This window comes from Streptomyces alanosinicus (assembly GCF_014650595.1).
Lineage (GTDB): Bacteria > Actinomycetota > Actinomycetes > Streptomycetales > Streptomycetaceae > Streptomyces > Streptomyces alanosinicus.
On the sequence record NZ_BMVG01000019.1, the window covers coordinates 82,683 to 99,712 of the forward strand.

The 17,030-nt window shown below is 71.8% G+C and carries 19 protein-coding genes; 10 read left to right on the forward strand and 9 right to left on the reverse strand.

The features are described 5' to 3' along the window. Nucleotides 1-8: 8 nt before the first annotated feature. A complete protein-coding gene (locus IE277_RS30080) occupies nt 9-731 on the reverse strand; it encodes a DNA alkylation repair protein (RefSeq protein WP_189956922.1) in 723 nt (240 codons plus the stop codon). Nucleotides 732-969: 238 nt separating this feature from the next. On the opposite strand from IE277_RS30080, the gene IE277_RS30085 reads away from it, so the two are divergent. Continuing rightward, entirely contained in the window at nt 970-2,121 is a 1,152-nt protein-coding gene (locus tag IE277_RS30085) for a glutathione-independent formaldehyde dehydrogenase (protein WP_189956855.1), read from the forward strand. Nucleotides 2,122-2,200: 79 nt separating this feature from the next. Continuing rightward, nucleotides 2,201-2,995, forward strand: a complete 795-nt coding sequence (locus IE277_RS30090; RefSeq protein ID WP_189956856.1) for a TVP38/TMEM64 family protein — start codon at nt 2,201-2,203, stop codon at nt 2,993-2,995. Between the two features lie 110 nt (nt 2,996-3,105). Here IE277_RS30090 and IE277_RS30095 read toward each other — a convergent pair whose 3' ends face one another. Beyond that, complete coding sequence (locus tag IE277_RS30095; protein WP_189956857.1) at nt 3,106-4,275, reverse strand: thiolase family protein; 1,170 nt, start codon at nt 4,273-4,275, stop codon at nt 3,106-3,108. Nucleotides 4,276-4,399: 124 nt separating this feature from the next. Here IE277_RS30095 and IE277_RS30100 point away from each other — a divergent pair, with 124 nt between their 5' ends. The 3 genes from IE277_RS30100 (at nt 4,400) to IE277_RS30110 (ending at nt 6,246) form a co-directional block, all read left to right on the forward strand. Beyond that, complete coding sequence (locus tag IE277_RS30100) at nt 4,400-4,870, forward strand: winged helix-turn-helix transcriptional regulator (RefSeq protein WP_189956858.1); 471 nt, start codon at nt 4,400-4,402, stop codon at nt 4,868-4,870. Nucleotides 4,871-4,984: 114 nt separating this feature from the next. Further along, nucleotides 4,985-5,860, forward strand: coding sequence for an undecaprenyl-diphosphate phosphatase (locus tag IE277_RS30105; RefSeq protein ID WP_189956859.1), 876 nt, complete (start codon nt 4,985-4,987; stop codon nt 5,858-5,860). A gap of 206 nt (nt 5,861-6,066) precedes the next feature. Then, on the forward strand, nt 6,067-6,246 hold the full coding sequence (locus tag IE277_RS30110) for a hypothetical protein (RefSeq protein WP_189956860.1): 180 nt from the start codon (nt 6,067-6,069) through the stop codon (nt 6,244-6,246). A 94-nt stretch (nt 6,247-6,340) separates the two neighbouring features. Here the strand turns inward: IE277_RS30110 and IE277_RS30115 are convergent, their stop codons facing one another. Continuing rightward, nucleotides 6,341-6,967 (reverse strand): DUF4291 domain-containing protein, encoded by a 627-nt coding sequence (locus tag IE277_RS30115; RefSeq protein ID WP_189956861.1) that lies wholly within the window; start codon nt 6,965-6,967, stop codon nt 6,341-6,343. A 132-nt stretch (nt 6,968-7,099) separates the two neighbouring features. On the opposite strand from IE277_RS30115, the gene IE277_RS30120 reads away from it, so the two are divergent. Continuing rightward, on the forward strand, nt 7,100-7,576 hold the full coding sequence (locus IE277_RS30120) for a nuclear transport factor 2 family protein (protein WP_189956862.1): 477 nt from the start codon (nt 7,100-7,102) through the stop codon (nt 7,574-7,576). A 51-nt stretch (nt 7,577-7,627) separates the two neighbouring features. Beyond that, the gene (lnt, locus tag IE277_RS30125; protein WP_189956863.1) at nt 7,628-9,202 is read left to right on the forward strand and encodes an apolipoprotein N-acyltransferase; all 1,575 of its coding nucleotides are present in this window, start codon (nt 7,628-7,630) and stop codon (nt 9,200-9,202) included. Here the strand turns inward: lnt and IE277_RS30130 are convergent. Then, nucleotides 9,120-10,031, reverse strand: coding sequence for a Gfo/Idh/MocA family protein (locus IE277_RS30130; RefSeq protein WP_189956864.1), 912 nt, complete (start codon nt 10,029-10,031; stop codon nt 9,120-9,122). The genes lnt and IE277_RS30130 overlap by 83 nt on opposite strands. Further along, nucleotides 10,028-11,218 (reverse strand): FAD-dependent monooxygenase, encoded by a 1,191-nt coding sequence (locus tag IE277_RS30135; protein WP_189956865.1) that lies wholly within the window; start codon nt 11,216-11,218, stop codon nt 10,028-10,030. The genes IE277_RS30130 and IE277_RS30135 overlap by 4 nt, the downstream gene beginning before the upstream one ends. A gap of 82 nt (nt 11,219-11,300) precedes the next feature. Between IE277_RS30135 and IE277_RS30140 the strand changes: the two genes are divergently transcribed. From IE277_RS30140 to IE277_RS30150, 3 genes are all read left to right on the forward strand, one after another. Further along, entirely contained in the window at nt 11,301-11,891 is a 591-nt protein-coding gene (locus IE277_RS30140; protein WP_189956866.1) for a TetR/AcrR family transcriptional regulator, read from the forward strand. Nucleotides 11,892-11,933: 42 nt separating this feature from the next. Beyond that, on the forward strand, nt 11,934-12,446 hold the full coding sequence (locus IE277_RS30145; protein ID WP_189956867.1) for a DinB family protein: 513 nt from the start codon (nt 11,934-11,936) through the stop codon (nt 12,444-12,446). Between the two features lie 115 nt (nt 12,447-12,561). After that, nucleotides 12,562-13,050 carry a hypothetical protein gene (locus IE277_RS30150; RefSeq protein WP_189956868.1) on the forward strand — a complete coding sequence of 163 codons (489 nt, stop codon included), beginning with the start codon at nt 12,562-12,564 and terminating at the stop codon, nt 13,048-13,050. 6 nt (nt 13,051-13,056) lie between these two features. Here the strand turns inward: IE277_RS30150 and IE277_RS30155 are convergent, their stop codons facing one another. From IE277_RS30155 to IE277_RS30170, 4 genes are all read right to left on the reverse strand, one after another. After that, nucleotides 13,057-13,530 (reverse strand): tetratricopeptide repeat protein, encoded by a 474-nt coding sequence (locus IE277_RS30155; RefSeq protein ID WP_189956869.1) that lies wholly within the window; start codon nt 13,528-13,530, stop codon nt 13,057-13,059. A gap of 180 nt (nt 13,531-13,710) precedes the next feature. Further along, the gene (gene ung, locus IE277_RS30160) at nt 13,711-14,394 is read right to left on the reverse strand and encodes a uracil-DNA glycosylase (protein WP_189956870.1); all 684 of its coding nucleotides are present in this window, start codon (nt 14,392-14,394) and stop codon (nt 13,711-13,713) included. 97 nt (nt 14,395-14,491) lie between these two features. Next, nucleotides 14,492-16,069: an ABC transporter substrate-binding protein gene (locus IE277_RS30165; RefSeq protein ID WP_189956871.1), complete on the reverse strand. Its 1,578-nt coding sequence runs from the start codon at nt 16,067-16,069 to the stop codon at nt 14,492-14,494. A 187-nt stretch (nt 16,070-16,256) separates the two neighbouring features. Continuing rightward, nucleotides 16,257-17,024 (reverse strand): SDR family oxidoreductase, encoded by a 768-nt coding sequence (locus IE277_RS30170; protein WP_189956872.1) that lies wholly within the window; start codon nt 17,022-17,024, stop codon nt 16,257-16,259. Nucleotides 17,025-17,030 lie beyond the last annotated feature (6 nt).

Sequence of the window (17,030 nt, forward strand, 5' to 3'; positions counted from 1 at the left end):
CGGCGCTCTCAGGCGCCGATGTTCTTCAGCGCCTCCCGCACGGTCAGCGGGGCGAACCGGCCCCGCTCCCGCGCCAGGAAGGCCCGTACGGCCCCGGGATCGGTCTTCGCGTACTCGCGCAGAACCCAGCCGATCGCCTTGCGGATGAAGAAGTCGGGGTGCCCGGACTGCAGCAGGCAGTACGTGAACAGCCGCTCGGTGTCAGTGTGTTCCTTGCGGGTGAGCTGGTGGAGCAGTGCCGTACGCACCAGCCACAGGTCGCCGTCGGTGATCCAGGCGTCCATGTCCTCGGTGAGCGAGCGGTCGGCGGCGACCAGGCCGCCGACCACGTGCGCGGCGAGCAGATCGACCGTGTCCCACCAGGGGACGGTGGTGACGAGGTGCCGGGCGACCGGCAGGAAGCCGGAGGAGAGCCGGCCCGCGTGCCGGCGCAGGAAGTCCACCGCGAAGTAGTGGTACTCGCGCTCGGGCAGCGCCCAGCAGCGCAGCGCGACCGCGGTGCCGTCGGCCTCGTCGGGCCGGGGGGTGCCCGCGAGGACCGTGCGGGCCAGGGCGCGGCGCGCCGGGGTGGGGATACCGAGGAAGGGCGCCACGTCCTTCATGTACGCCCGCATCGCGCCGGCCCGCCCGGGATCCGCGGCGGCCGGGAACACGGCCGTCACCCGCGCCAGCACGGTGTCGGCGAGCGCGCTGCGCGTCACGTCCGGCGGGGTCGCGGCGGTGACGGTCATGACACGGACCATGCTGTCGAATATACGTTCGCCCTCGCGTCGTCCGCGACGGCACGGCGCCCCGCCCGGCGGGGCTTGCCACCGCTTCCGTACCGGCGTTACCTGGAAAGTACCGGCGGTGAAGCGGGCGCATGGGGCCACGGCACAGTCCGAGGGCCCGCGCCTTCCGAGTGCGTCCCTCCCGCAGCGGCCCCTCCGTGCCGCCGTCGTCCGACGCTCGACGCGGAGGTGACTACAGGTGAGAGCCGTCGTCTATGAAGAGCCCTTCAGTGTGGTCGTGAAGGACGTCCAGGATCCTGGGATCCAGCACCCCAACGATGTGCTCGTACGCGTCACGTCGACCGCCATTTGCGGCTCGGACCTGCACATGTACGAGGGCCGCACGGCGGCCGAGTCCGGCATCGTCTTCGGGCACGAGAACCTCGGCATCGTCGAGGAGGTCGGCAGCGGTGTGACCTCCCTGTCCAAGGGTGATCGCGTCGTGATGCCGTTCAACGTCGCCTGCGGCTTCTGCAAGAACTGTCTCGCGGGACGGACCGGCTTCTGCCTGACGGTCAATCCCGGCTTCGCCGGCGGGGCCTACGGCTATGTGGCGATGGGCCCGTACAAGGGCGGCCAGGCCGAGCTGCTGCGGGTGCCGTACGCCGATTTCAACTGCCTGAAGCTGCCGCCGGGGGAAGAGTTCGAGACCGACTTCGTGCTGCTCGCCGACATCTTCCCGACGGGCTACCACGGGTGCGAACTCGCCCAGGTGTCCCCGGGTGAGAGCGTGGCCGTCTACGGCGCCGGACCGGTGGGGCTGATGGCCGCCTACTCCGCGTTGCTGCGCGGTGCGGCGAAGGTCTTCTCCGTCGACCGGGTGCCCGAGCGGCTGGCCAAGGCCGCGGAGATCGGAGCGATCCCCGTCGACTTCACCAAGGGCGACCCGGCAGCTCAGATCAAGGAACAGACCGGAGGTGAGGGAACCGACAAGGGCGTCGACGCCGTCGGCTACCAGGCCCAGTCCCACGACGCCAGCCACGAGGAGCCCGCCATCGTCCTGAACGAGCTGGTCGAGACGGTACGGCCGACGGGCATGCTCGGCATACCGGGGCTGTACGTGCCCGCGGACCCGGGCGGTCCCGACGAGCACGCCAAGCACGGCCAACTGCTGGTCTCCATCGGCAGGATGTTCGAGAAGGGCCAGCAGATGGGCACCGGTCAGTGCAACGTCAAGCGGTACAACCGCCAGCTGCGCGACCTGATCATCGCCGGGCGGGCCAAGCCGAGCTTCGTGGTCTCCCACGAGCTGCCGCTGGAGCAGGCACCGCTGGCGTACGAGAAGTTCGACAAGCGGATCGAGGGCTACACCAAGGTGGTACTGCACCCTGGTCACGCACTCGCCGCGTGAACGCACGGGGCCGGACGCCATGGGCGCCCGGCCCCACCCTTGACGTCGATCACACGCGGTCGTCGGCTAGTGTCACCGGATGCTCGATGCCAACCGCTCTGGCACCGCCACGGCCTCTCCTCGGGCCGCCGCCACGGAGCTGTCCGTCGCCCCGGCCGCCCCAGGGCTCGTCCCGCCTGTGCCACCTGTGCCGCACGCGGGATCCACCGGCCGGTGCGCGCGGGCGCTGGCCTCCCCCTATGCGCGTCTGTCGCTGCTGCTCGCCCTGCTCGCCGGCGCCGGCGCGGGCGTGCTGGTCTTCGAGCCGCAGCGGCTGCTGACCCACGGCTGGCCGCCACAGCTCGGCGGGGCCGCGGCGGCCGTCGTGTTCACGGTGGCGTACGGGCTGTGCACCGTGGCGTTCGTGCCGCGCCCCCTGCTCAACCTCGGCGCCGGCGCGCTGTTCGGCTCCCAGCTGGGGCTCGCGACCTCGCTGGCGGGCACGGTGCTCGGGGCGGGCGTGGCCTTCGGGCTCGGTCGGGTCCTCGGGCAGGACGCGCTGCGTCCGCTGCTGCGGGGCCGCTGGCTGAAGGCGGTCGACGGGCAGCTGAGCCGGCACGGCTTCCGGTCGATGCTGGCGGCCCGGCTCTTTCCCGGTGTGCCGTTCTGGGCGGCGAACTACTGCGCGGCCGTCTCCCGTATGCGCTGGTGGCCGTTCCTGCTGGCCACGTTGATCGGGTCGGTCCCGAACACCGCGGCCTACGCGGTCGCCGGCGCCCGCGCCTCCGCGCCGACGTCCCCCGCCTTTCTGATCGCGATGGCCGCCATCGCCGCACCGGCGCTGCTGGGCTCGGTCGTGGCCTGGCGCAAGCGGCATCACCTGCGCCCGCGGTAGCCGCCCCCAAAGGGGCGCGATGCCGTGTCTGACATGCGGCTCCACCGCGTGGGCGCGACCAGCCACAACGGCGCGGCAGACGATCGACGGCGCACCGCGCCGCCCCTCGCTCAGACGGCTTCCAGCACCATCGCGTTCGCCAGCCCACCCGCCTCGCACATCGTCTGCAGGCCGAAGCGGGCGCCACGACTCCGCATGGCATGGACCAGCGTGGTGGTCAGCCGGGTGCCGCTGGCGCCGAGCGGGTGGCCGAGTGCGATCGCGCCGCCGTGCACATTGACCTTGGCGAGGTCGGCGCCGGTCTCCTGCTGCCAGGCGAGCACCACGCTGGCGAAGGCCTCGTTGACCTCGAAGAGGTCGATGTCGGACACCGTCAGCCCCGCCTTGCGCAGTACCTTCTCGGTCGCCGGGACGACCCCGGTGAGCATCAGCAGCGGGTCGGAGCCGGTGACGGCGAAGCTGTGCAGCCGGGCGAGCGGGCGCAGGCCGAGGCGGGCCGCGGTCTCGCTGGAGGTGATCAGCACGGCCGAGGCACCGTCGTTGACCGGGCTCGCGTTGCCCGCGGTGACGTTCCACTCGATCTGCGGGAAGCGCTCGGCGAAGCCGGGGTCGTGATAGGCGGACCTGAGGCCGGCGAGGATCTCCGGGGTGCTGTCGGGGCGGACGCTCTCGTCGCGGGAGACGCCGTCCAGCGGCGCGACCTCGGCGTCGAAGAGTCCGGCGCGCCACGCGGCGGCGGCCTTGTGGTGCGAGGAGACGGCGAACTCGTCCATCCGCACCCGGGTGAGGGACCACTTGGCGGCGATCAGCTCGGCGCTGACCCCCTGCGGGACCAGGCCCTCGGGATAGCGCTCGGCGACGCCGGGCCCGAACGGGTCCTTGCCGGCGGGCACGTTGGACCACATCGGCACCCGGCTCATCGACTCCACACCGCAGGCGACCACGAGGTCGTAGGCGCCGGAGATGACGCCCTGCGCGGCGAAGTGGACGGCCTGCTGGGAGGAGCCGCACTGGCGGTCCACGGTGGTCGCCGGGACCGTCTCGGGGAAGCCCGCGGCGAGGACGGCGTACCGGGTGGTGTTCATGGCCTGCTCGCCGACCTGGTCGACGGTGCCGCCGATGGCGTCGTCGATCAGCGCGGGGTCGACGCCGGAGCGCTCGACCAGGGTGCGCAGGGTGTGGGCGAGCAGCTGCACGGGGTGGACATGGGCGAGGGCGCCGTTCGGCTTGCCCTTGCCAATGGGGGTGCGTACGGCTTCGACGATCACTGCGTCGCGCATGGCGCGGGCCTCCTTGGCCGCTTGGCTGTCCGCAGCGGGCTGCGGCAGTTACCAGTGAGTAGGAAATTCAAACTCACAATAACTCCTTGAGTTGGAAAATCAAACCCTCCTCTAGACTGGCCTCATGGCCGCCACGAAAGACCCGCGCCCCTGCTCGATCGCCGACGCCCTCGCACTGGTCGGTGAGAAGTACTCCCTGCTCGTCCTGCGCGAGGTGTGCCTCGGCAACGGCCGCTTCGACCAGCTCGTGCGCAACATCGGCGCCCCTCGCGACATCCTGGCCGCCCGGCTGCGCCGACTCGTGGACGCCGGGATCCTCACCAAGCGCGTCTACAGCGAGCGGCCGCAGCGCTTCGAGTACCGGGCGACGCCGGCCGGCCTGGAGCTGGAGCCGGTGCTGATGACACTCAAGGAGTGGGGCGACCGGCACATCCGCAAGGGCGCCGACCTGCCCATGGCCGTCGAGCACAGCTGCGGCAGCGACCTGGTACCGGTCGTCACCTGCCAGGCCTGCGGCGGCGAGGTGCGCCACGAGGACCTCAAGGCCCACCCTCAGGTCCCGGGCTGGGCGGTCACGGGCCCGACGGCGGCCTAGGGCCTCCCCCTCCCCCGCACACCGCCCCTGTTGCCGTGCTGTCACCCGGGCCCGCTAGGCTGACCTCACCATTTGAGCAGTTCTTTACCCGACAGCACTGGACGCATTACCTCCATGTCTTGGTTTGAATCCCTCGTCCTCGGACTCGTCCAGGGGCTGACCGAGTTCCTGCCCGTCTCCTCCAGCGCGCATCTGCGGCTGACCGCGGCGTTCTCGGGCTGGGAGGACCCCGGCGCGGCCTTCACGGCGATCACCCAGATCGGCACGGAGACCGCGGTGCTGATCTACTTCCGCCGGGACATCGGCCGGATCGTCTCCGCCTGGTTCCGCTCGCTCTTCGACAAGGGGATGCGGCGGGACCACGACGCCCGGACGGGCTGGCTGGTGATCGTCGGCTCGATCCCGATCGGTGTGCTGGGCCTGACGCTCAAGGACCAGATCGAGGGGCCGTTCCGCGATCTGCGGGTCACCGCCACCATGCTCGTCGTCGTCGGTCTGGTCATCGGCGTCGCCGACCGTCTCGCCGCCCGCGACGAGAGCGGCGGCCGGCACCGCGCGACCGAGCAGCGCAAGACGCTGCGGAATCTGGGCGTCCGGGACGGCCTGGTCTACGGCCTGTGCCAGGCCTGCGCGCTCATCCCCGGAGTCTCCCGCTCCGGCGCGACCATCAGCGGCGGCCTGTTCATGGGCTACCAGCGGGAGGCCGCCGCCCGCTACTCCTTCCTGCTCGCCGTCCCGGCGGTGCTGGCCTCGGGCGCCTTCGAGGTGAAGGACTCGGTGAGCGAGGGCCATGTGACCTGGGGGCCCACCCTGTTCGCGACGGTCGTCGCGTTCGCCTCGGGGTACGCGGTCATCTCATGGTTCATGAAATGGATCTCCCACAAGAGCTTCATGCCGTTCGTCTGGTACCGCGTGGCCCTCGGCATCGTCATCATCGCCCTGGTCTCGGCGGACGTCCTGAGCCCGCACGCGGCGGAGTCGGCGAGCTGAGCGGAGATCGGGGCGACGGCGGGCCGCCGACCGCCGCCGCTGTTTCCGGACATCCCCAGCGCCCCGGACCGAACGGTCCGTCACGGCATATGCCTGGTGGCCTGGATCGACTGCGGATCGCGGCCGCCCCCGACGGTGACCAACCCCATACCTTCTGGGTAGTGGAGCGGTAGCGCAGTGTCAGTGCTTGCCCCTAGGCTGTCGACATGTCCCCCGATTCCCTACCCCCTGGTTCCGTGCGGTCTGCCGCCGAGGTGAACGAGCAGATCCGAGCGCTGTGGCTGCGCGCGGGTGGCACCCTGTCGGCCCAGGAACGCGTGGAGTACGAGCTGTTGGTGGTCGAGTGGGCCGCGGCGATCCGCGGCACGGTGATCGAGGCGGCCTGACCCACACCGGGCCGCCCGGCACGCCGACGCGCCGCACCGCAAGCGGCCCCACGGCATCCGGTCCCACGGCGACCGGATGCCCCGGGCCCGGAAGTCAGGCCCGCAGATGCGCGAGCACCTCGTCCGGGATCGGACAGGGCCGCTCGACGGGCAACAGCGCGGCCGCCCGCTCCACTTCACCCGCCCGCACCCGCGCGTGCACCTCGGCGGCCAGCGGGGTCACGTCCTCGATCCCCACGACCCACTCGTCGGCATACCGCGCCGTCGCCTCTCCGGCGAGGCCGAGCTGCAAGGACCGGTGGGGCAGCGGAGCCAGCCGCAGATCGCGCTCGGGGTCCCACTGCACACGAGCCGGGGCCTGCCGCAACCGCCGCTTCCAGGAAGCCTGGTCCTCATGCAGGTCCGGCACATAGTGCGACAGACAGGCATGGCGCAGGGCCCACTCGAAACCGGCGCGATCGATCTCGACGGCGAGGACGGTCTCCTGACCCTCCTTGGTGCCCCAGCCGCAGCGGTACATCATCCACAGGAAGGACGGCTTGATCCAGGTCATCCGGTCCCGCTTCCAGGAGGACGGGAAGCGTCCGGTACGGGCGGCCGGGCGGCCGATCTCCGGCCGGTAGGCCTGGTAGACGGTGATCGTGGAGTCCGTGTACCGGGCCCGGACCCGGAACTTCGGTTCGGGCTCGGCGGATCGGGGCCCATGGGGATGATCGTTCATGGGAACAGCGTCGGGTCTCGGCCAGGTCCCGCACCACCGAATATCCCGGGAACGTCCCGGCAACATCACGGCGCACCCGAATGTCCCCGCGCGCCTCTTGGCTCCGCGCCCGCCATGCCCAAAACTGTGCCGATGACGCAGCGTGCGGAGCTGGCGACCGTGCTGGACCGGCTGGCCGTGGACGAACTGATCACCGGGTACGCGGTGGCGGTGGACGACGGCGACTGGACAGCGTACCGAAGACTGTTCACCTCGGACGGGCGGGCCGACTACCGGTCGGCCGGCGGCATCGAGGGCGACGCGCGGCAGATCGCCGAGTGGCTCGCCGAGAGCCTGGCGCTGTTCGCCATGCGCCAGCATCTGATCGTCAACCGCCGGGTGCGCTTCGGCACCCTGGACCACGACACCGGCGACACCGCGTCGGTCCGGGCCGACTACCTCAACCCCATGCGTTTCGCGAACAGGGGCGCTCCCACCGCGCCGGACCTGGTGTGCGGCGGGCGATACGACTTCGCGCTGCTGAGGACACGGGAGGGCTGGCGGCTGCGCCAGGTCACCGTCGAGGAGAAATGGCGCAGGCTCCCGGCCGAGGCCCCTGCGGTTCCCTGAGGCGCGGGGTACCGCGCACACTGGAATCAGCGCAGGACAGGGAGGGTCCGCATGAGGACGATCAACCACTGGCCGGCCTCCCCCTGGCGGCGGTCCGCCGTCGCCGCCCTCGCCGGTGCCCTGCCCGTGCTCGCCTTCCCCGCACCCGCGCTCTGGTGGTTCGCCTACGTCGCCCTGGTCCCGTGGATCCTGCTGGCCCGCTGCGCACCGACCGGCCGGCGCGCGGCCTACGACGGCTGGAGCGGCGGCTTCGGTTTTCTGCTGGCCGTGCACCACTGGCTGCTGCCGAGCCTGCACGTGTTCATCTTCCTGATCGCCGCCCTGCTGGGCGCGCTCTGGGCGCCCTGGGGCTGGCTGGTGCGCCGTTTCCTCGGTGAGCGGCCCACGCCGGGCCGGGGTGCCGCCGCGCTGCTGGTACTGCCCTCGGCCTGGCTGCTGGTGGAGCTGGTGCGGTCCTGGCAGGGGCTCGGCGGGCCGTGGGGCATGCTGGGCGCCAGCCAGTGGCAGGTGTCGCCGGCACTGCGGCTCGCCTCGGTCGGCGGAGTGTGGCTGCTCAGCTTTCTGGTCGTAGCCGTCAATGTGGCGGCGGCCGTGCTGATCTCCGTACGGGAGGCGCGTGTGCCCGCCGTGGCCTCGCTGGTCGCCACGGCCGCCGCGACCTCGGCCGTGTGGGCGTGGGCACCCCGCCCGGAGGTCGACGGACGGGCCCGGATCGCCGTCGTACAGCCGGGGATCCTCGACGGGCAGGGCAGCGGAGACCGGCGTTTCGCGCGGGAGGAGCAGCTGACCCGGCGGCTCGTCGGACAGCACGTCGACCTGGTCGTGTGGGGCGAGTCCAGCATCGGCTTCGATCTGGGCGACCGGCCGGATCTGACCCGGCGGGTCGCGGCGCTCTCCCGCGCGACCGGCGCGGATGTGCTGGTGAACGTGGACGCCCGCCGCTCCGACCGGCCCGGTATCTACAAGAGTTCGGTCCTCATCGGCCCGGACGGCCCGACCGGCTCCCGGTACGACAAGATGCGGCTGGTGCCGTTCGGCGAGTACATACCCGCGCGCTCGCTGCTCGGCTGGGCCACCTCGGTCGGCAAGGCCGCCGGCGAGGACCGCAGGCGCGGCACCGAGCAGGTCGTGATGGACGTCGGGCACGGGCTGCGGATCGGCCCGCTGATCTGCTTCGAGACGGCGTTCCCCGACATGAGCCGGCACCTGGCGAAGGACGGCGCCGATGTGCTGCTCGGCCAGTCCGCCACCTCCACCTTCCAGGGCAGCTGGGCGCCGGAGCAGCATGCCTCGCTGGCCGCGCTGCGGGCCGCCGAGACCGGCCGCCCGATGGTGCACGCGACCCTCACCGGGGTCTCGGCCGTGTACGGGCCGGGCGGACAGCGGCTCGGGCCGTGGCTCGGCACCGACGCGAGCACCGCCCATGTGTACGACGTACCGCTCGCGCACGGGATCACGCCGTACGTCCGCTACGGCGACTGGCCGGTGCGGGGCGCGCTGCTGGTCCTGGCCGCGCTGGGCGCGACGGAGGGCTTCAGGGCGTTCAGGCTGCGGCGGAGCGGTCCCGCACCGCTCGTACCACCCGCTCGCACAGTTCATGGGTCGCCAGCGCGTCCCGGGCGCTGAGCACCTTTCCCGCGCGCACGGCGTCGAGGAAGGCGAGGACCGCCTGCTCGATGCCGCGCTGCCGGGGAACCGGCGTCCAGTCACCGCGCCGGCGCACGCTCGGCTGGCCCTTGTGGTCGATGACCTCGGCGAGGTTGAGCACCTGCCGCTTGGTGTCCTGGCCGGAGACCTCCAGGACCTCCTCCGTGGAGCCGCTGAGCCGGTTCATCACACCGATCGCGGTGAAGCCCTCGCCGCCGAGCTGGAGCACGACATGGTGCAGCAGCCCGTCCACGACCCGGGAGTGCACGGCGATGTCGTCGACCGGGCCGGGCACCAGGAACCGGAGGGCGTCGACGACGTGGACGAAGTCGTCCAGGATCATCGAGCGGGGTTCCTCGGGCAGACCGACGCGGTTCTTCTGCAGGAGGATCAGCTCGCGCGGATGCTCCAGGCACTGCGCGTACCCCGGGGCGTACCGTCGGTTGAAGCCGACGAAGAGGGAGACCCCGCGTTGTTCGGCGAGGTCCACCAGCCGTTCGGAGTCGGCGAGTTCATAGGCGAGGGGCTTGTCCACGTACGTCGGCACATCCGCCTGGAGCAGCCGGGTGACGATCTCGGGGTGGACGGCGGTCGGCGCGTGCACGAAGGCCGCGTCGAGGCCCTCGGCGAGCAGCGAGTCCAGCGTGGTGTGCCGTCGTCCGGCCGGCAGATGCAGGGTGTCCGCGACCCGGTCGAGGGTGGCGGGCGTCCGGGTCTGCAGATGCAGCTCGACCCCCGGTTGCGTGCCCAGCACCGGCAGATAGGCCTTCTGCGCGATGTCCCCGAGTCCGATGCAACCGACCTTCACGTGTTCTCCCTCTCCCGTCTGCCCCCGTGCCCTTCCTGGGCAGCATACGGGGGCCGCCAGTCGGCGATGCCGTCGAAGCCGCGCAGGAACAGGGCCGGTCCGAGCGTGGACAGCGCGGCGATCGCGGTGTCGCGTACGGCGACCACGGCGGGAGTGCGGGCCATGGTGAGCCGGGCGACCCTGACGGCCTGGCGGGCGACGGCGGTGGTGCGCGGGAGCCGGGCGGCGCTGTAGGCGGCGAGGTCGTCGGCGTGGTGGGCGAGGACGACGGCGTCCTCGACGGCCTGGTTGCCGCCCTGGCCGAGCGTCGGGGGCATCGCGTGGGCGGCGTCCCCGAGCAGGGCGACGCGGCCCAGATGGTGGGCGGGCAGGGGCGTGGCGAGGTGGTGCACGTCGTGCCGGAGCACGTCCTCGGGGCGGATGGCGGCGAGGACGGCCGGGACGGGTTCGTGCCAGTCGCCGAACCGGCGCAGTAGTTCGGCCTTCTCGTCGTCCGGCGCCCGCTCGCCCGCCGGGGCGACGGCGGCCGCGTAGGCGTAGACGCGGCCGTCCTTGAGCGGGTGCGTGCCCCAGATCCGGCCCCGGCCCCAGGTCTCGTGCGAGGCGAACCGCGCGCCGGGCACCTGGATCAGCACCCGCCAGGTGGTGAAGCCCGCGTACACCGCACCGGGGTGGAGCGGGAACAGGGCTGTGCGGACATGGGAGTTGATGCCGTCCGCGGCGACCACCAGGTCGGCCTCCCGCTCCTGTGCGCCGGTCCGCACCCGGGCGGGGCGCCGGCTGTCGCCGGGGTCGGCGAGGGTCGCGGCGGCCGCGGTGCGGACGGCGCCGGGCGGGAGCAGCGCGGCGAGCCGGTCGACCAGGGTGGCGCGGGCCAGCAGGACCAGCGGGCCGCCGAAGCGGGCGGCGGCGGCCTCGGCGCTGGACCGGGACAGCCAGCGCCCGCCGGGGGTGCGCAGGCCTCCGTCGCCCTGCCAGGCGGCGAGGTCGCGGATCTCCTCGCCGATGCCGAGCACGTCCAGGGCGCGCAGGGCGTTCGGGGCGAGGGAGATGGCCGCGCCGGCCGGTTCCAGGGAGGGGGCCCGCTCCAGGACGGTCACGTCCCAGGCTCGCCGGTGCAGGGCCGCCGCCGCGGCCAGGCCGCCGATTCCGCCGCCGATGACGAGCGCGCGTGCCGAGCGTGCCATGACTCCTCCTGGATCCCCGCGGACTACATCTGTAGTGAACGGGACGATACTACGTCTGTAGTGCCCCGGGTAGGGTCGCCTCATGTCCGTACGCACCCCCAGCGCCTCCCGTGCCGATCTCGTCGCCGACGCCGCGCTCGCCCTGCTCGCCGAACGCGGGATGCGCGGGCTGACGCACCGGGCCGTGGACGAGGCGGCCGGGCTTCCGCCCGGCTCGACCTCGAACGTGGCGCGCACCCGGCAGGCGCTGCTGGAACTCGCGGTACGACGGCACGCCGAACGCGAGGCGCGGGTGCTGGAGCTGGCCGACATCCCGGATCCGGACGGCGGGCCCGACGCGCTGGCCGACGGGCTGGCCCTGGCGGTGCACCGCTCCCTCACCCAGGGCCGCGAGCTGCTGATCGCCCGCTATGAACTCGCCCTGGAAGCCACCCGCCGCCCCGAGCTGCGGGCCTACTACGACCGGACCGGCGCCGTCTTCGAGGCACAGCTGACCGCCCTGCTCACGGCCGTGGGCTCACCCGACCCGGCCCGGCATGTGCTGTCCCTGATCGCCTGGGCGGACGGGCTGATGTTCTCCTGCGCGGCGGGTTCGTTCAGCGCCGAGGTGCCGGGCCTCAAGGATGTGCGGGCGGGCCTGCGGGAGTTGCTCGCCGGAATGCTGGGGCGGTGAATTCCGCTGGTGGCACGCGTGGCCGTCGGCGAAGATACGGGCATGACAACGGAACGCCGAGAGCCCGCCCCGAACGCCGGTGAACGCGCCATGCTGGAGGGCTGGTTGGACTACCACCGCCGGACGCTGGCCGAGAAGTGCGCGGGGCTGACCGACGAGCAGCTGCGCACCGCGGCCGTGCCGCCCTCCGGGCTGTCCCTCATGGGACTGGTCCGGCACCTGGCGGAGTGCGAGCGCGGCTGGTTCCGCAAGGTGCTGGTGGGCGACGACCCCGGCCCGATCTACTACACCGAGGAAGACCGCGACGGCGACTTCCATGTCACCGAGGCCGACACCTGGCAGGAGGCGTACGCGACCTGGCAGGCGGAGATCGAGATCGCCCGGCGCAACGCGGCCGGATTCGCACTGGACGGTCTGTCCGAGGGGACGAACAGATCCCGGGACACACGGTTCAACCTGCGCTGGATCTACACCCACATGATCGAGGAGTACGCCCGGCACAACGGCCACGCCGACCTGATCCGCGAGCGGATCGACGGCTCCACCGGCGACTGAACGTCACCTTCCGTACCGGGAATCCCTCCGTACGGGGCACGAGATCACCCGTGCGGGGGCGTCGGCATCGGCTCCCTGCTGCGGGGCCGGTGGCCGACCCAGCAGAGTTGCGCGGGTGCATCGAACGACGACCACCGCAGCGCTCCTGGCCACCGTGGCCGTCTCGGCCCTCGCCGGCTGTGTGACGGTCCGGCACCCGGCGACCCCCGCGCCGTCCCGGGACACGGCACCCGCACTGCCGACGGCGCCACGGCCGGACGGCACCGCCGAGCCCCGGGTGGTGCAGGCACCGGCACGCGAGGCACTGGAGATGACCGGCCCGTCCCGGCATCCGGGACACCCGTCGCCGAGCGCCGCGCGGCATCTGTCACCGTCCGCCCCGCGGCACCCCGTCGAGGCGCCCCCGCTCGCCCACCGTCCGCCCGCGGCCCCGCCCGCTCCCCCGCGCCCGCGCGAGCACCCCCGGCAGCCGCACACCACCGCCCCGGAGCGGCCGAACCCGGTCCCCAGGGCCCCGGGCGTGTGCGCCCTGGGCAGGCAGTACGGCGGCTGGAGTGAGAACAGCCCCGAGTCCAGGATCTGCGACCAGACCTACGGCCACTGAACGGGGTCAGTCCCCCAGCCTCAGCTCCAGACGTCCGATCGCGGCTCTGACCCCGTCTCCATAACCGTCGTCGGCCAGCGCGCCGGCGGCCCGGCGGGCGCGGCGCAGATGGCTGCGGGCGGCCTCGGGGCGGCCGAGTTTGACGTAGTCCGCGGCCAGATTGAGATGCAGCGAGGGGAAGAAGCCCCGGATGCTCAGCGGGTCGCCGTCGGGGCCGCCGGGCCCGTCGGTCACCTCCTCCGCCGCGGTCAACGCCCTGAGGTCCCAGGCCAGTTCGTCCTGCGGGTCGTCCTGGGTGTCCGCCAGATAGTGGGCCAGGGTGCAGCGGTGCAGCGGGGCGCCGTCCTCGCCGACCTCGGCCCACAGATCCAGGAAGCGGCGGCGGGCCTCCTCGCGGTCACCGCCGTGGTGGAGCATCACGACCTGCCCGATCCGCGTCAGCACGGCATCCGGTGCCGCCTGCTCCTGTTGCTCCGCCACGGTGCCCTCCGGGGGTTTGCGGGGATATCCGCTCCCGACGGTAATCGGCAGCGTTCGGATTGCCGGTCAGGCTGCGCCGTTGCGGTGCCGCCTGTGGGCCGCCGGAGGTCCGTCGTGGCCGGTCGCGCAGTTCCCCGCGCCCCTGGGGAGTTGCCGTCGCCGTCTGCCCGAAGTCGGCCCTCAGCCCAGATCCGGGATCCGCCAGTCGATCGGCTCGTGCTTCTGCAGGGCGATCGCCTCGTTGATCTGGGTGAAGGGGTGGGAGCCGAAGAACTTCTTCGCGGAGAGGGGGGAGGGGTGCGCGCCCTTGACCACCACATGGCGCTTCTCGTCGATCAGCGGGAGCTTCTTCTGCGCGTAGTTGCCCCAGAGGACGAAGACCGCCGGGTCGGGCCGGTCTGCGACGGCGCGGATCACGGCGTCGGTGAACTTCTCCCAGCCCTTGCCCTTGTGCGAGTTCGCCTCGCCGGACCGGACGGTCAGCACCGCGTTCAGCAGCAGGACGCCCTGCTCGGCCCATGGCATCAGATAGCCGTTGTCCGGGACCGGCAAGCCCAGCTCCTCCTTCATCTCCTTGTAGATGTTCCGCAGGGAGGGCGGGGTCTTCACTCCGGGACGGACCGAGAAGCACAGGCCGTGGCCCTGGCCCTCGCCGTGGTAGGGGTCCTGGCCGAGGATCAGGACCTTGACCTTGTCGTACGGCGTGGCGTCCAGCGCGGCGAAGACCTCCTCGCGCGGCGGATACACGGCGCCCTTCGCCCGCTCCTCCTCGACGAACTCGGTCAGCTCCTTGAAGTAGGGCTGCTGCAGCTCGTCGCCCAGAGCTCCGCGCCAGGACTCGGGCAGCATGGCGGTGTCGGTCACGTCAACGTCCTCACAGGTGAATCAACTACGGCGTGCGGTCACTTGCAGGCTTCAGAACCTACAGGCGACCACTGACAACCGCTGCCACGAGCCCGGTTCACCAGCTGGTCTTGCGGTGCAGTGCCCACATCGTCATGATCGTCGACGGGTCGAGGGCCTGTTCGCCGCCGGAGATGTCCTCGTTCGCGGCGATGAACTGCCGGCCCTGCCACAGCGGGATCAGCCGGGCGTCGTTCACCAGGATCTGCTGGGCGTCCTCCATGTCCTTGACGGTCTTGGCGCGGTCGCTCTCGGCCCGCGAGTGCGGCAGCAGCTTGCCGGTGATCTCCTTGGCCGGGTAGGGCGTACCCAGTGCGTTGTGCTCGCCGACGAACGGGGCGATGAAGTCGTCCGCGTCGGGGAAGTCCGGGAACCAGCCACGGCCGAACACCGGGTACTCGCCCTTCTGGTAGCCGACCACATAGGTCTTCCAGGGGCGGCTCTGGAGCGTGATGGTGAACAGGCCGGAGGCCTCCAGCTGCCGCTTCAGCTCCTGGAACATCAGCGCCGTCTCGGAGCCGTAGCGGTCGGTGGTGTACCAGAGGGTGAGCGGGACGCGCTGGTGGATGCCCGCGTCGCCGAGGATCTTGCGGGCCTTGGGCACGCTCGGGTCGCCGTAGTCGTCGAAGAAGTCGGTGGTGTGCCCGGTCAGGCCCTTGGGGACCATCGAGTACAGCGGGTCGACGGTGTCCTTGTAGACCTTGTGCGCGATGGCGCCCCGGTCGACGATCTGGGCGACGGCCTTGCGCACGGCGGGCTCCTTGGCCCAGGGGTCCTTGGGGTTGAACACCAGGTAGCTGATGTCGGTGCCGGTGCCGTCGACCAGCTGGAGGTCGGTGGTGCCGCGCTGCTGGAGGGCGAGGATGTCGTCGGCGGCGAGGCCGCGGTAGGTGACGTCGATCTGCTTGGCGCGCAGCGCCTTGACCATGCCGGCCGAGTCCTGGAAGTAGCGGATGGTCACCGCGTCGTTCTGCCGCTGGGCGAAGCCCTGGTAGTTCTTGTTGCCGACGAGGACGGCCTCCTTGTCCTCCTCGTACGACTTCAGCTCGTAGGGCCCGGAGCCGTAGACCTTGTCGTCCTTGCGCAGGGAGTCGGCCGGGTAGTCGTCCGGGTCGACGATCGACATGGCGGGGGTGGCCAGCACGAACGGGAAGGTGGCGTCGGGCTGGTTGAGGTGGAAGACGACCTCGCGGTCGCCGAGCGCCTGCACCCGGTCCAGGCTGCCGAGCAGACCGGCGGGGCCGCCCGGGGCGTCGATCCTGCGGATGCGGTCGATGGAGTGCTTCACGGCCTGGGCGTTCAGCGTGTCACCGTCGGCGAACTTCAGGCCCGAGCGCAGCGTGCAGCGGTAGGTGCGGCTGGCGGAGTCGGTGAAGGAGCAGCTCTGGGCGGCGTCGGGCTGGGGGGTGGTGGCACCGTTGGGGTAGGCGAGCAGGGTCTGGAAGATGTTGCGGTACAGCTCCCAGGAGCCGTCATAGGCACCGGCGGGGTCCAGCGTGCTGGGGGCGCTGGTGGTGCCCACGACGATGGGGCCCTTTCCGCCGCCGTCCCCGTCGGACAGCAGACCGCAGCCGGCCACCAGGGACATGGACGCGATCGCCGCGACTCTCCGCAGGAATCGGTTCCGGTTGAACACGCGCACGCTCCTCGATCTGCCATACCAAGGGTCGGCAGACCATACCGCAGCGTTCGGCCCGCTGAACCGCCCCTGGAGCAGGGCTTCTTGATCGATTTCACGATGACGACGTTGTCAGTCCGCTGGCCGGATCCCCTGGGGTGTTCCGGGCGCCGATCCGTCCGAAAATCGGCGCCCGGAAGTTGGCTCAGCCCACGCCGGCGTTGAGGAAGATCCCGCCGTCCACGACGAGCGTCTGACCGGTGATCCAGTCGGACTGCCCGGAGGTGAGGAACGCGGCGGCCCCGCCGATGTCGGAGGGCACGCCGAGCCGGCCCAGCGGGTAGGCGGCGGCCGCCTCCTCCTCGCGGTTCTCGTACAGGGCCTGCGCGAACTTGGTCTTCACGACGGCCGGGGCGATCGCGTTGACCCGCACCTTCGGCGCGAACTCGTGCGCCAGCTGCTGGGTCAGGTTGATCATCGCGGCCTTGCTGACGCCGTAGGCGCCGATGAACGGCGAGGGCGAGAGGCCGGCGACCGAGGCGATGTTGACGATCGCGCCGCCGTTGTCCTTCTGCCAGGCGTGCCAGGTCTTCTGGGCGAAGCCGAGCGCGGAGATCACATTGGTCTCGAAGACCTTGCGGGCGACGTTCAGGTCGAGGTCGGCGATGGGGCCGAAGACCGGGTTGGTGCCCGCGTTGTTGATCAGGAAGTCGACGCGGCCGAAGGCCTCCATGGTGCGCTCGACGGCCTCGGCCTGGTGGTCCAGGTCGTGCGCCTTGCCGGCGACGCCGATGACCCGGTCCGAGCCGAGCTGCTCGACGGCGTCCTTCAGGGCGTCCTCGTTGCGACCGGTGATGCACACGCGGTCACCGCGGGCGACGAGCGCCTCGGCGATGCCGTAGCCGATGCCGCGGCTGGCGCCCGTGATGAGGGCGGCCCGGCCCGAAAGCTCGGGGAGTTCAGCGGAAGTCATGTACCT